Genomic DNA, 12,594 nt, shown 5'->3' on the forward strand with positions numbered 1-12,594 from the left:
CTGCGGGGCCTTCGGGCAGAAGCTCGGAAAGTGGTGACACCTGCGACTTTCGTAGGGTCCGGTGGGCGCGGCGGCGACCTAGGGTGAGGGCGTGCTGATGCGCGTCGTGATGACCCTCGCCGCCCTGATGCTGTCCCTCCACGTCGTGAGCACACTGGTCCCGCCCTGGCCCGTGGCCGTGGCGCTGGTCGCGTCGGGGCTGGTGCTGCTGGCCCGCTCGCCCGTGGTGGCCGCGTGGGGGACGGCGGCGGCCGCCCTGGTCCACCTGTTCGCGCCGCCGGTGCACCTGGAGATGATCCTTTGGGCGCCGCCGGCCGCGCCGTTCGCCGCCTATCTGGCGCTGCGGCACGCGCCGCGCCGCCCGGCCGCCGTGGTGCCGGTCGTGGTGTTCACCGCGCTGGCGGCGTGGTGGGGGCCGACGTCGGAGTTCGGGATCCGCACCGTGCTGCTGACCGCCTCCGCGGCGGTGCTCGGCCTCTACCTGTCCACGCGCGCCAACCTGCTGCGGGCGCTCACCGACCGCGCCGAGCGCGCCGAGCGCGAGCAGCACCTGCTCGCCGAGCAGGCCAGGGGAGAGGAGCGGGTACGGCTCGCCGCCGAGATCCACGACCTCGTCACCCACCGGGTCAGCCTCATGGTGCTCCAGGCGGGCGCCCTCGGCCTGACCGCCGCCGACCGCCCGTCCAGGGAGGCGGCCGAGACGCTGCGCGCGACCGGCTGCCAGGCGCTGGAGGAGCTGCGCGAGCTGGTCGGCGTGCTGCGCGCCCCCTCGGCGCCGGTGCGGGGCCAGCCCGAGGTGCCGCTTCTGCCCGCGCTGGCGGAACTGGTCGAGGGCTCCGGCCTGCGCGTCGGGTTCGAGGCCGACGACGCGCTGGTCTCGCCCGTGGTCCTGCGTACCGCCGAGCGGACCGTGCAGGAGGCGCTGACCAACGTGCGCAAACACGCCCCAGGAGCCGAGACCACGGTACGGCTGCGCCACAGCGACGGCCGGGTCCGCATCACCGTCGCCAACTCCGCCCCGGCGGGCCCAGGAGACCCCGAACTGGCCGCGGCGGGCTCGGGCACCGGCCTGCTCGGCCTGCGCGAGCGCGTGGAACTGGTGGACGGGACGCTCGCGGCGGGCCCGTCGGAGACAGGCGGTTTCGTGGTGGACGTCACCCTTCCGGCGGCGTCGTGATCAGCGTCGTGGTGGTGGACGACGAGCCGATGGTCTGCGCCCACCTGCGCGCCATCCTCGGCTCCTCCGGCGAGATCACCGTGGTGGACGAGGCGCACGACGGCGCCGCGGGCGTCGAGGCGGTGGTGCGTCACCGGCCCGACCTGGTGCTCATGGACCTGCGGATGCCCGGCGTGGACGGGCTGGCGGCCATCGCGCGCATCGCCAGGATGCCCGCGCCGCCTGTGGTGCTGGTGCTGACCACGTTCGACGCCGACCACTACGTGCTGCGCGCGCTCACCTCGGGTGCGGGCGGCTACCTGCTGAAGTCCACGCCGCCCGCCGACCTGATCAACCTGGTCAAGGCGGCGGCGGCCGGGCACACGGTGCTGTCGGGGCCGGCCGCGTCCCGGCTGCTGGACGGCGCGGCCCGCAGGCAGAAGGCCAGGAGCAGGCTGGAGAGCCTGACCGCGCGCGAACGGGAGGTGCTGGCCCGTCTGGGCGCCGGGCGCAGCAACGCGGAGATCGCCGGGGAGCTGTTCCTGACCGAGGCCACGGTCAAGGGACACGTCTCGCGCATCCTGGTCAAGCTGCGCTGCGCGAACCGTACCCAGGCGGGGCTGCTGGCCTTCGAGGCGGGCCTGCCGGATTGAAAGTGAACCAGCTGACCGGTACAGTTTCGAGCCGTGCCCAGATCCAGTTCCAAGGAACGGCTGCTCGACGCCGCCGCCGACGTCCTGCTCTCCGACGGGGCCGAGTCGCTCACGCTCGAAGCCGTCGCCAGGCGGGCCGGAGTCTCCAAAGGCGGGCTCTTCTATCACTTCCCGACCAAGCAGGCGCTGGTCGCCGGCATGGTCGAACGCCTGACCGCCGCCTTCGACGACGCCCTGGCCCAGGCGGGCGGGCGGCCTGGCGACTACCTGCGCGCCTACATCGACGCCACCATCCCCGAACGGCCCGCCGCCCAGGCCCCCGCCGACCGGGTCACCGTCGCGCTGCTGGCCGGGGTGCTGGTCGATCCAGCCGGGCTGGAGCCGCTCAGGCAGCGGTACGCCGCCTGGCAGGAACGGCTGGCCGACGACGGGATCGACCCGGCGGCGGCGACAGCCGTACGGCTGGCCGTGGACGGATGGTGGGCGGCGCGGCTGCTCGGACTCGGCGAGCCGGGGCCGGACCTGCACGAGAGCACCCGCCGCTACCTCCTGGAGGTGATCGAGCGTGCTGCGCGCGACTAAGGCCCTGATGCGCGTCACCGACGTCGGCTTCGTCGTCTACTTCAGCGTCACCGGCCTCGGCCTGATCCCGCCCGAATGGGCCTTCGCCGACTACGCCAACCCGCTCATGGCCGACTGGAACTGGTCGTTCCTCTGGATCGACCTGCTGGCCAGCGTCACCGGGCTGACGAGCCTGTGGCTGCTGCGGGGCGGCGGCTCCCGACCGGGCGGGGCGCCGCTCATGCTCGTCTCGCTGGTGCTGACGATGGCCTCGGGGCTGATGGCGATCGCGTTCTGGACGCTGCGCGGCGACTTCTCCCTGGCCTGGTGGATCCCCAACCTGTACCTGATGCTCTTCCCGATCCCGGCCATAGCCTGCCTGGTCACCGCGAGGACCCCGGAACCCACCACATAGGATCAAGCCATGACGGAGCGCAAACCAGTCGGCATGCCCTTCGAGTCATGGATCGACCGGCAGATCCGCGAGGCCGCCGAGCGCGGCGAGTTCGACGACCTGCCGGGCGCCGGAAAACCCATCCCCGGGGCGGGCCTGCCCCAGGACGACAACTGGTGGATCAAGAACAAACTCGCCGAAGAGGGCCTGACGATGCCGCTGCCGCCCAGCCTGGCCCTGCGCAAGGAGGCCGACGAGGTGCTGGAACTGGCGTTGAAGGCGGGTTCGGAGGGCGAGGTGCGTACCCTCATCCAGGGGATCAACGAGAAGATCGACCAGGCGATCAGACGGGGCGCGTCAGGGCCGCCGGTGGACCTGTTCCCGTTCAACGTCGAGCGCGTCGTCGAGCGCTGGCGGGCGGCCCGATGATCAAGGCTCTGGTGTTCGACGTCGGCGAGACCCTCATCGACGAGACCCGCATCTGGACCCGCTGGGCCGACCGGCTGGGCGTGACCCGCCTGACGTTCATGGGCGTGCTCGGGGGCGTGGCCGCCCTCGACCGTTCCCACCGCGACGCCTTCCAGATCGTACGGCCCGGCCTCGACGTAGAAGCCGAGATCGCCGCCTGGAGCCGCGACGACCCCGACGGCCTGCGCAACCACTTCGACGCCGACGACCTCTACCCCGACGTACGGCCCGCCCTCCACGCCCTGCGCGCGGCCGGATACCAGGTGGTGATCGCCGGCAACCAGCCCGTCGAGGCCTATGACGCCCTCGTCGCCATGGACCTGCCGGCCGACTCCGTCCACACCTCCGACGGCTGGGGCGTGGCCAAGCCCGCGCCCGAGTTCTTCGCCAAGGTCGCCTCGGTGGCCGGGCGCGACCCCGCCGAGATCCTGTACGTCGGCGACCGCCTGGACAACGACGTGCGCCCGGCCCGAGCCGCCGGCATGCGCACCGCGCTGCTACGCCGGGGCCCCTGGGGCCACCTGCACGCCGACCGCCCCGAAGCCGCCGAACTGGCCGACCTGGTCGTGGACGACCTCCACGCGCTGCTGCCCGCCCTCACTCAGCGGTCGGGCTCGATGTGAACGGCACGCTCCTCGGCTGACAGGTCCTCACCCGCCTCGCCGCCCCAGTCCTCGCCCACTTCCTCGCTCTCGACGTCGGGCCCGAGCCCTTCGTCGGGGGAGGTGAGGCGGTGGTCGGGACGCGGTTCACGGTCGGGGCCGTCGGGCAGCTCCCGCCGGAGCCGCTCGTCGAGCGTGTCACCGCGCGCCGGGTCGTCCTCCCGGATCTCGTGGTTGAGCCCAAGGTCGTCGGTCCATTCCTCGACCTCTATGCCTTGCTCGTCGCTGTATCCGTAGCGGTCCGGTTTTTCGGTCATACGCGCTCCCTACCCACACCACACCCAAATCCCAACACCCACCCTCCCACCCCCTCCGCCACCACGCCCCACCGCCTACGCGCGCTCCCCGCCACCCGCCTCGCGCCACCCGCCACCCGTCACGCGCCGCTTCGCTCTGCGCCGCCTCGCTCCGTGCCCCCTCGCTCCGCGCCGCCTCGCTCCGCGCCGCCTCGCTCCGTGCCCCCTCGCTCCGTGCCCCCTCGCTCCGTGCCCCCTCGCTCCGTGCCCCCTCGCTCCGCGCGGCCCGCGTCCTGTCCCGTGGTCCTCCCGAGGCGCGTGTCCCGGCCGCGCGCGTTACGGCGCGCGTGTCCGCGACGCGCCGTCCGGCTCGCGCCCTGCGCTCTGCGCCGCGTGGTTTCTGGGTGCCCTTCGTCTCCCCAAGGTGTGTGCCCTGGGCCAGGGGGTCAGCGGCCTATGGCGGCGCTGATCTGGGCGCGGGGGTCGGCGGCTCCGGCCAGCATGCCGTCGGGACGTACGTCGATGAGGTGGGCGTGGCCGAATCCGGTGCCATAGGGCCGGTTGACCACCGGGTGTCCAAGGGCGGCCAGGCCGTCGGCCCACGCCGTGCCCGCCTCCACCTCGACCGCCGCCTCGTCCGGCAGGTCCCAGGTGTCGAACCCGGTGGTCCCGCCGAGCTTCCAGCGTGGCGCGGAGACGGCCGGGCCCGGCGCCTCGCCGTACCTGAGCAGCCGGGTGATGACCTGCAGCAGGATCTGCGGCTGCGCGTCGCCGCCCATGGTGCCCACGACGGTGCGCAACGACCCGTCGGGACGGGTGATGAGCGCGGGCGTGAGCGTGTGCGGCGGCCTGCGGCCGGGGCCGTATTCGGCCGGATGGCCCGGCGTCAGCGAGAACCCGATGCCCCGATTGTGGAGGTTGATCCTGGTACGCGGCTCGAAGACCATGCTGCCGAACCCCGAGGCGTTCGACTGGATGAGGGAGACGCCCATGCCGTCGCCGTCCACCACGCACAGGTAGGTGGTGTCGCCGTCGGCCGTGGGGACGCGTGCCTTGAGACGGGCGGCCGGGTCCACCAGCGCCCGCCGCCGCACGATCTCGTGCTCGCCGAGCAGGTCCTTGGCGTCCTCGTGCAGTACGGCGAGGCGGTCGTGCCCGGCCGCCCGCGCCGCCTCGGCCAGCAGGTGCGCCCACGCCGAGCGGGCAGGGGCGGCCGGCAGGTCCAGGCCGTCGGCGATGGCCAGGGCGAGCAGCAGCAGGTAGCCCTGGGAGTTGGGCGGGGCGGACCAGACGTCGTGCCCGAAGGCCCGCACCCGCAGGGGTTCCACCCAGTCGGCGTTGACCCGGGCGAAGTCGGCGGCCGTGTACTCGCCCGCGCCCAGCTCCAGCAGCCCCTGGCCGAACTCGCCGAGGTAGAAGCCGTCCCTGCCGGAGGTGGCCACGGCCTCCAGCGTGCGGCCGACGCCGGGCCTGCGCACCAGGTCGCCCTCGGCCGTGACGTCCGCGAAGTCGTCGCCGCCCGGCCGCGTGGCCGCGATCTTCGCCCCCGCGAGCATGAGCGGCGAGGCGGGGAAGCCGTCCTTGGCCAGCCGGATCGCCGGGGCGAGGACGTCGGCCAGCGGCAGCCTGCCGTACCTGCCGTGCAGGGCCAGCCACCCGTCCACGCAGCCCGGCACCGGCACGGACCTGATGTCGTGCAGGTGCGGCATCCGGGTGTGTCCCTCGGCGCGCAGCCGCCCGGGGTCGGCGCCGGAGCCGGCGCGGCCGGAGGCGTTGAGCGCGCTCACCCGTCCGTCGTGGACGAGCGCGAACAGGTCGCCGCCCATACCGCACATGTGGGGCGCCGTGACGGTCAGGACGGCGTTGGTGGCGATGGCGGCGTCGGCCGCGCAGCCGCCCCGGTCGAGCATGGCGATCCCGGCCGCGGAGGCGAGGTGGTCCACGCTGCACACCATGCCGGAGCGGGCATATCTGGTGTTCTGCACGCATAGAGGGTACGCCTGCGCGGGCCGCCGCCGGGGGCGGAGCTCCAGGTCATGGGCGGTCAGATGAGGGTGAGGGGGAGATCCCGGGCGACCAGGGCGGCGTAGTGGCCGTCGGCGGCGAGCAGTTCGTCGTGGGTGCCGAGTTCGGCGACGCGGCCGTGGTCCAGGACGGCGATCTGGTCGGCGTGGCGTACCGTCGAGAGGCGGTGCGCGATGGTGATCGTGGTGCGTCCCTCGGCCAGCGTGTCCAGGGCCTCCTGGACGGCGCGCTCGGTCTGGGTGTCGAGAGCGCTCGTGGCCTCGTCGAGGATGAGGACCGGCGGGTTGCGCAGCAGCGTGCGGGCGATGGCCAGGCGCTGCTTCTCGCCTCCGGAGAAGCGGTAGCCGCGCTCGCCGACCACGGTGTCGTACCCCTCGGGCAGCGACTCGATGTGGTCGTGGATGCGGGCCGCACGGGCGGCGGTGACCAGTTCCTCGTCGGTGGCGTCCGGCTTGGCGAAGCGCAGGTTGTCGGCGATCGAGGAGTGGAACAGGTACGTCTCCTGCGACACCACGCCGACCGTGGCGGCCAGCGTCTCGAAGCTGAGTTCGCGCACGTCCACGCCGTCGATGGTGACGCGGCCCGAGCTCACGTCGTACAGGCGCGGCAGCAGGTAGCTCATCGTCGTCTTGCCCGAGCCGGTCTCGCCGACGACCGCCAGGCTGGTGCCCGCGGGGATGGTCAGGTCGATGCCGGTCAGGGTGGGGGCGTCGCCGTACGAGAAGGAGACGTGCTCGAAGCGCACGTCGCCGCGCGGACGCTCCAGCGCGCGGGTGCCGGGGGTGATGTCGACGGGCAGGTCCAGGTACTCGAAGATGCGGCCGAACAGCGCCAGGGAGCTCTGCACCTCCACGCCCGTGCGCATCAGCGACAGGGCGGGGCGGAACAGACCCGCCTGGAGCGTCGTGAACGCCACGACGGTGCCGATCGACACCGCGGAGGTCATGCCGGACACCCAGTAGATCACCGCGGGCATCGCGGCCATGACGATCTGGATGGTCGACTGCCGCCAGCGCCCGGCCATGCTCGACTGGACGCCGAGGTCGGCGAGTTCGTCGGAGGCGCGGGTGAAACGGCCGGTGAGCTCGCGCGACTGGCCCATGGTACGGCCGAGCAGGATGCCGCTGACCGACAGCGACTCCTGGACCATCGACGACATGGTGGCGAGCTTGCGCTGGCGCTGGGCGGTGATGCGCTTGCGCTCCTCGCCGACCTTGCGGCTGATCCACACGAACAGCGGCAGCAGGACCAGTGAGGCCGCCGTCAGCCGCCAGTCGAGCACGAGCATCGCGACGAAGCTGGCGATGACCGTGGTGAGGTTGGAGACGATCGAGGTCGCGGTGTTGGTGACGACCGTCTGCATGCCGCCGATGTCGTTGGCCAGCCGCGACTGCACCTCGCCGGTGCGGGTGCGGGTGAAGAAGGCCAGCGACATGCGCTGCAGGTGGGAGTAGACGGTGGTGCGCAGGTCGTGCATGACGCGCTGGCCGACCTTGGTGGAGATGAGCGTCTGCAGCACGTCGAACAGGCTCGTCGCCACGGCCACGGCCAGCATGCCCAGCACGAGCAGGGACAGCAGCCCGACCGCGCGTGAGGGGATCGCCACGTCCAGAACCTCGCGCAACAGGAACGGCGAGGCCAGCGACACCAGCGAGGAAAGGGCGATGAGGGCGAGCACGATGCTCAGTTGGCCCCGGTAGGGGCGGAAAAGCCGGATGATGCGCCTCAGGGGCGCGCGGGGTTCCTCTGTCATAGGGCTCCTTTTCAGATGTACACTCAAACGGAGGTTACCTCATATTCATTCCTGCGAACAGTGAGATAAGCTCAGCGGGGTGAAGGACGCCACCGAACTGCTGGAACTCGTGCACCGGATCAGCCACCGCTTCCGCCGCGGCTACCGGACCGGCTTGGAGCCGCTCGGCCTGAGTCCCAGCCAGGCGCGGGCGCTGAAGGTCCTCATGGAGGCCGGGCAGCCGCTGCGGATGGTGCAACTGGCCGAGTCCCTGCGCATCGCGCCCCGGTCGGTGACGCCGGTGGTCGACGCGCTGGAGGAGGCGGGGCTCGTACGTCGTGAGACCGATCCGGCCAACCGGCGTTCGACGCTGGTGGTGCTGACGGAGCGGGGGCGGGGGGCGTTCGTACGGGTGCAGCAGGTGCGGGCGGCGGTGGCGGCCGAACTGTTCGCGCCGCTGTCGCCCGAGGAACGCGAGTCCCTCCGCGACCTCCTCACCCTGGTCGACGAACCCTAACCCCACCCGCGCCCCGGCCGCACGCCCTTTTCCGGCACACGCTTACCCGCCTCCTATCCCCGTCACGCGCCTGCCCGTCACGCGCCTGCCCGTCACGCGCCTGCCCGCCACGTGCCTGCCCCCCGCTCGGGCCTCCTACCCCGCCACCCATCTCCTGCCCGCCCCTGCTCGGGCCTCCTACCCCGCCACCCATCTCCTGCCCCCGGTTGCGCCGCTAGCCCCCCACTTGCGCTGATCGCCCGAGTTCGAGCCTCTCGGCCCAACTTGAAGCGTGCGACGCCTCGCCTCGGGACTTGCCCCCGACTCTGGGCTTTGGATTCCTGTTTGGCCTCGTAGGTGGGAAGGCCCGTGCGTGTCGCCTCCCGGAGGGGGCCGGGCCGGTCCGCGGGTCCGGGAGGGAGGTGAGGAGGTGTCAGCGGGTGGGGCGGTGGTCCAGGAGGATCAGGGGGACGGTGGCCACGGCCAGGGCGGCGCCGATCCAGATGACCGTGGTGAGACCGGCCCCGGTGGTGAGCGCGAGGCCCGCCAGCCCTGGGACGAGGCTGATCCCGAGCTGGAACGCCGACACCGTGGTGGCCCCGGCCAGCGTTGGGGCCTGGGCGGCGAGGGTGAAGACGCGGCCGTAGATCGCCGGGTTGAGGATGAAACCGGCGATACCCAGCACGAGGACCAGTACCACCACGGCCACCGCGTTCCGTGACAGGAGCGCGAGCAGGGCGGAGGCGGCGGCGATGCCCACCGCGCCGGCCAGCAACGCCCGCGTGGGCCTGCGGTCGGCGATCCTGCCCCCCACCGACAATCCCACGAAGGCACCGACCCCGAACAAGGTCAGGATCGCCGGCACCCACACGCCGGGCACCCCGGTCACACCGGTCAGGAACGCCGCCAGATAGTTGAACGTGATCATGTAGGCGGCGGTGCTCAGCAAGGTGATGGCGAAGACCACCCAGAGCTGGGGACGCCGGAGCGTCCGGAGTTCCGCCCTGACACTGGGTACGCCGCTCGCGCTCGTCGTCGGCAGTGCCACCATGGTCAGGATCGCCGCCGCCGCGGTCAGGACGACCACGGCCCAGAAGCCCCCTCGCCAGCCGGTGAAGTAGCTGAGCAGCGCCCCGGCCGGGCCACCGGCGATCATCGCGATGCTGAGCCCGCTGACCACGACACCGGAGGCGCGCGCGGTCCGCTCGGGCGGCACCAGGCTGATCGCCGTCACGGCGGCCACGGCCCAGTACCCCGCATAGGCCAGGCCGCACACGAACCGCGTCACCACGATCACCGCGTAGTCATCGGTCACGAGCCCCACCGCCAGACATCCGGCGAAGACGGCCTGGGTGACTACCAATGTGGTACGGCGCGGCCACCGCAGCGTCAGGATGGCCAGCGGCGGCCCACCCACCACGACCCCGGCGGCGAACGCCGAGATCAGCCCCCCGGCGGCCGACAACGAGACCCCGAGATCCGTGGCGATCGCGGGCAGCACCCCGGCAAGCAGGAACTCCGCGCTCCCCATCGCGAACAGGCTGAGCGCCAGCAGATACACCCCGAACGGCAACCGCCCACGCGTGACCGGCGCCTGGGTCTCGACGCTCATCGCTCCGCCCTCCCAGGACGAGAGCCACGTCTGGGGCATTCGGGACAAGACAGATATGCGGGCATGCGAAAGTCTCCTTCGGGCGTGAAAGCTGCCAGACCCCACGACATGGGGCGGCGCGTGGTCATCAGTGGCCCGATGGTGTGACCTGTCGGCATGCCGCGGCAACTTTCGTTGCTGTTTTCGGGACGGCTCCGCCCAAAGCAACCAGACGGCAGAGGTCGGGCAGGGGCTGGGGCGGCGGCTCACACAGTGGCAGACGGCGGCCGGGACTGGGCACGGAGGCCAAGGCGCCGTCACGCGGCGAGGTGTCAGGCGGGGGTGGGTTAGGGGGCGGGGAGGGTGGCTAGGGGTGGGGGGTTGGTGAGGAGGGCGGCGTAAGGGTAGCGGCCCCTGGCGTCGAAGACGGCGAGGTCGGCGCGGGCGCCCGGTGCCAGGACGCCCAGGCGGCCAGGCCCCTTGTGCAGGCCCAGCGCCCGAGCCCCACCCAGCGTCGCCGCCTCCACCAGCCGCTGGTCCAGCCCGGTCAGGCGCTGGCCCCGGCTGCGGGCGTGGTCGCGGATGGCGCGGGCCTGGTCGAGCGGGGAGCCTTCGCCGCGGGTGCCCAGAGCGACCAGGTTGCCCTCGTCCAGGAGGGCGAGGGCGTCCTCGGGGCGTTCGCGCAGCAGGGACGGGCACACGGCGGCCACGCTCCTGCGCAGGCGCAGCAGCTTGCGCTCCCCGGGATCCAGCGGACCGGAGCAGGCGACATGGCAGTGTGACCCCAGGATGCCGGACTCGTCCAGCCTGGCGGCGCTGTGCCGTTCGAGATCGACCAGGACGCGCAGCCCGAACGTCCTGGCCAGCACCGCGAGGTCCTCCAGCACCAGCGGGTCCTCGGTGTGGGCGGCCATCCCGACGGGGAAGGGCGCCTCGCGGATCGCGGTGATCAGCGCGTCGCGGCCGGTGTCCTCCCAGGCGTCCTCCGACTCGGCCTTCACCGAGACGTACATGACGCCGCCCACGGCGGGCACCGGGAAACGGGCGGAGAGCGGGTCGGTGACGACGGTGGCGCGGGCGGTCACGCCGGGTGAAGGGGCGGTGGCGGGGGAGCAGGCGTCCACGAGGCCGGGCGTGATCATGCCGGTCCAGCGGACCTCCTCCACGGCGGGGTAGGCGGCGAGCACCGACGTTCTCGGACCGACCTGGAGCACCCGGTCGCGGCGGATCGCCACGGCGCCGTCGCGGATGGGTTCCGCGCATATGGGCAGGACAAGGGGCGCGGAATGCACGACCACCGGCGCGGACGCGCGGCTGCGAAGGATTCTTGCGGCACGCGCTCCAGCCAGCATCAACTCTCCCGTCGGATCTTCTCCTTTGGAATTAAACGGTAGCTTCGCCCGACCGTGCAATCAGACACGGGGGCGATATCTGCCAGATAATCGGGCCAGTTTTAGGCCAAGGTGCAGGGCCAGCCGTTCGCCGCCGTCTTTGAGGTCGGTCTGGGCGAGTTCTTCCACGCGCTGGAGCCGGTAGTACAGGGACGTCCGGTGCAGCCGCAGCGCGCGGGAGGTCGCCACGGCGCTCCCGGCCAGGTCGAGGTAGGTTTCCAGCGTCTCCAGGAGCGGTAAATGCTGGGGGTCGGCCAGGAGGTGTTCGAGGCCGGGGTGGAGCTCGTGGTCGGGCAGGCCGGTCAGCAGCCGGTAGACGCCCAGCCGCGCCCACTCCGCCGACGGTCCCAGGCCGGGGACGCGCGCGGCGGTCTCCGCCGCGTGCAGGGCCTCGGTGTAGGAGCCCGCCGCGTCCGCGAGGTCCTGCCGCGTCCGTCCCACCCCCACCACCACGGGTACGGCCAGCGCCGCGTGCACGTCCTCCGCCGGTACGGCAGGCCCCGCCACGAGCAGGACCCCGTGGTCGTAGCGGACCAGGTGCAGCGGATGGTGCCCGGACAACCGGCGGCGCAACGCCAGCAGCCCCTGCTCCAGAGCCATCCGCAGCGGCTCCCCGGCTTCGGCGTCCACCGGCCGCGCCACCAGCGCTGTCACCGGCTGGCCCTGAGGGAACGCCCCGGCCTCGATGAGCTGGCGGGCGGCGTCGCGCTCGCCGAGCAGGACGCCGGTCACCGCCTCCAGTTCGCGGTGCGAGGCGAGGCCGCTGGCCAGGCTCTCGTGGAACAACGCCAGCGCCAGCAGGGGAGCGGCGGCCCCGGCCAGGGCGACGTCGTCGTCGGGCATCTCGGGCTCGGCGTCGATGAACCAGAGGAAACCGAGAAGGGCGCTGCCGTGCCGTACCGGGACGCAGACGCGCGGCAGCAGGCCGAGAGGGGGCGCGCCCGGGGTGCGCAGCGGGGCGCTCGCGTCGTGGATGCCGGCGGCGCGCAGCCAGGCGCGGACCTCGGGGGTGGTGTGCCTGCGCAGGATGGAGTCGCGGCGGATGTCGTCCATCGCGCCGCTCTGCTCGCTGTAGGCGACCACCCGCTGCAGCCGGTCCTCCAGGAGGAGGGGCCGGTCGAGCCGGGCGGCGAGGTCGTCCACGATGCGTTGAAGGTCAGCCACACGTCACCAGGCGATTTCGACATTTGTCGGATCGAGAGTTATGGCTCTTCCCTACAACTGATCGG

Annotated in this window: 13 protein-coding genes; 7 read left to right on the forward strand and 6 right to left on the reverse strand. The window is 72.6% G+C overall.

The features are described from left to right. Positions 1–97 precede the first annotated feature (97 nt). Genes ACIBEJ_RS10640 through ACIBEJ_RS10665 form a run of 6 tightly spaced genes read left to right on the forward strand, consistent with a single transcriptional unit; the run spans position 98 to position 3,855 of the window. Positions 98–1,177: a sensor histidine kinase gene (locus ACIBEJ_RS10640; protein WP_397183247.1), complete on the forward strand. Its 1,080-nt coding sequence runs from the start codon at positions 98–100 to the stop codon at positions 1,175–1,177. Continuing rightward, a complete protein-coding gene (locus ACIBEJ_RS10645; protein ID WP_397182411.1) occupies positions 1,174–1,809 on the forward strand; it encodes a response regulator in 636 nt (211 codons plus the stop codon). Before ACIBEJ_RS10640 ends, ACIBEJ_RS10645 begins: the two co-directional genes overlap by 4 nt. Positions 1,810–1,842: 33 nt before the next feature. Continuing rightward, positions 1,843–2,391, forward strand: coding sequence for a TetR family transcriptional regulator (locus ACIBEJ_RS10650; RefSeq protein WP_397182412.1), 549 nt, complete (start codon positions 1,843–1,845; stop codon positions 2,389–2,391). Further along, complete coding sequence (locus ACIBEJ_RS10655) at positions 2,375–2,785, forward strand: DUF5360 family protein (protein WP_397182413.1); 411 nt, start codon at positions 2,375–2,377, stop codon at positions 2,783–2,785. The genes ACIBEJ_RS10650 and ACIBEJ_RS10655 overlap by 17 nt, the downstream gene beginning before the upstream one ends. A gap of 9 nt (positions 2,786–2,794) precedes the next feature. Then, positions 2,795–3,193 (forward strand): DUF1992 domain-containing protein, encoded by a 399-nt coding sequence (locus ACIBEJ_RS10660; protein ID WP_397182414.1) that lies wholly within the window; start codon positions 2,795–2,797, stop codon positions 3,191–3,193. Next, positions 3,190–3,855 (forward strand): HAD family hydrolase, encoded by a 666-nt coding sequence (locus ACIBEJ_RS10665; protein ID WP_397182415.1) that lies wholly within the window; start codon positions 3,190–3,192, stop codon positions 3,853–3,855. Before ACIBEJ_RS10660 ends, ACIBEJ_RS10665 begins: the two co-directional genes overlap by 4 nt. Here the strand turns inward: ACIBEJ_RS10665 and ACIBEJ_RS10670 are convergent. From ACIBEJ_RS10670 to ACIBEJ_RS10680, 3 genes are all read right to left on the reverse strand, one after another. Beyond that, positions 3,834–4,151, reverse strand: coding sequence for a DUF5709 domain-containing protein (locus tag ACIBEJ_RS10670; protein WP_397182416.1), 318 nt, complete (start codon positions 4,149–4,151; stop codon positions 3,834–3,836). The genes ACIBEJ_RS10665 and ACIBEJ_RS10670 overlap by 22 nt on opposite strands. 425 nt (positions 4,152–4,576) lie before the next feature. Continuing rightward, positions 4,577–6,115 carry a gamma-glutamyltransferase family protein gene (locus ACIBEJ_RS10675; protein WP_397182417.1) on the reverse strand — a complete coding sequence of 513 codons (1,539 nt, stop codon included), beginning with the start codon at positions 6,113–6,115 and terminating at the stop codon, positions 4,577–4,579. Between the two features lie 59 nt (positions 6,116–6,174). After that, complete coding sequence (locus tag ACIBEJ_RS10680) at positions 6,175–7,908, reverse strand: ABC transporter ATP-binding protein (protein WP_397182418.1); 1,734 nt, start codon at positions 7,906–7,908, stop codon at positions 6,175–6,177. A 79-nt stretch (positions 7,909–7,987) separates the two neighbouring features. Here ACIBEJ_RS10680 and ACIBEJ_RS10685 point away from each other — a divergent pair, with 79 nt between their 5' ends. Continuing rightward, a complete protein-coding gene (locus tag ACIBEJ_RS10685; protein WP_397182419.1) occupies positions 7,988–8,404 on the forward strand; it encodes a MarR family winged helix-turn-helix transcriptional regulator in 417 nt (138 codons plus the stop codon). 412 nt (positions 8,405–8,816) lie between these two features. Here the strand turns inward: ACIBEJ_RS10685 and ACIBEJ_RS10690 are convergent, their stop codons facing one another. From ACIBEJ_RS10690 to ACIBEJ_RS10700, 3 genes are all read right to left on the reverse strand, one after another. Next, complete coding sequence (locus ACIBEJ_RS10690) at positions 8,817–9,995, reverse strand: Cmx/CmrA family chloramphenicol efflux MFS transporter (RefSeq protein WP_397182420.1); 1,179 nt, start codon at positions 9,993–9,995, stop codon at positions 8,817–8,819. 326 nt (positions 9,996–10,321) lie between these two features. Next, positions 10,322–11,272, reverse strand: coding sequence for an amidohydrolase family protein (locus ACIBEJ_RS10695; protein WP_397182421.1), 951 nt, complete (start codon positions 11,270–11,272; stop codon positions 10,322–10,324). Between the two features lie 114 nt (positions 11,273–11,386). Then, entirely contained in the window at positions 11,387–12,529 is a 1,143-nt protein-coding gene (locus ACIBEJ_RS10700) for a PucR family transcriptional regulator (protein ID WP_397182422.1), read from the reverse strand. Positions 12,530–12,594 lie beyond the last annotated feature (65 nt).

This window comes from Nonomuraea sp. NPDC050790, from assembly GCF_044456745.1.
Taxonomy (GTDB): domain Bacteria; phylum Actinomycetota; class Actinomycetes; order Streptosporangiales; family Streptosporangiaceae; genus Nonomuraea.

Bases quoted from the DNA above. Each gene is read 5' to 3' on its own strand.
- ACIBEJ_RS10690 (WP_397182420.1), bottom strand. From the start codon at position 9,995: ATGAGCGTCGAGACCCAGGCGCCGGTCACGCGTGGGCGGTTGCCGTTC.
- ACIBEJ_RS10640 (WP_397183247.1), top strand. From the start codon at position 98: ATGCGCGTCGTGATGACCCTCGCCGCCCTGATGCTGTCCCTCCACGTC.
- ACIBEJ_RS10660 (WP_397182414.1), top strand. From the start codon at position 2,795: ATGACGGAGCGCAAACCAGTCGGCATGCCCTTCGAGTCATGGATCGAC.
- ACIBEJ_RS10665 (WP_397182415.1), top strand. From the start codon at position 3,190: ATGATCAAGGCTCTGGTGTTCGACGTCGGCGAGACCCTCATCGACGAG.
- ACIBEJ_RS10670 (WP_397182416.1), bottom strand. From the start codon at position 4,151: ATGACCGAAAAACCGGACCGCTACGGATACAGCGACGAGCAAGGCATA.
- ACIBEJ_RS10680 (WP_397182418.1), bottom strand. From the start codon at position 7,908: ATGACAGAGGAACCCCGCGCGCCCCTGAGGCGCATCATCCGGCTTTTC.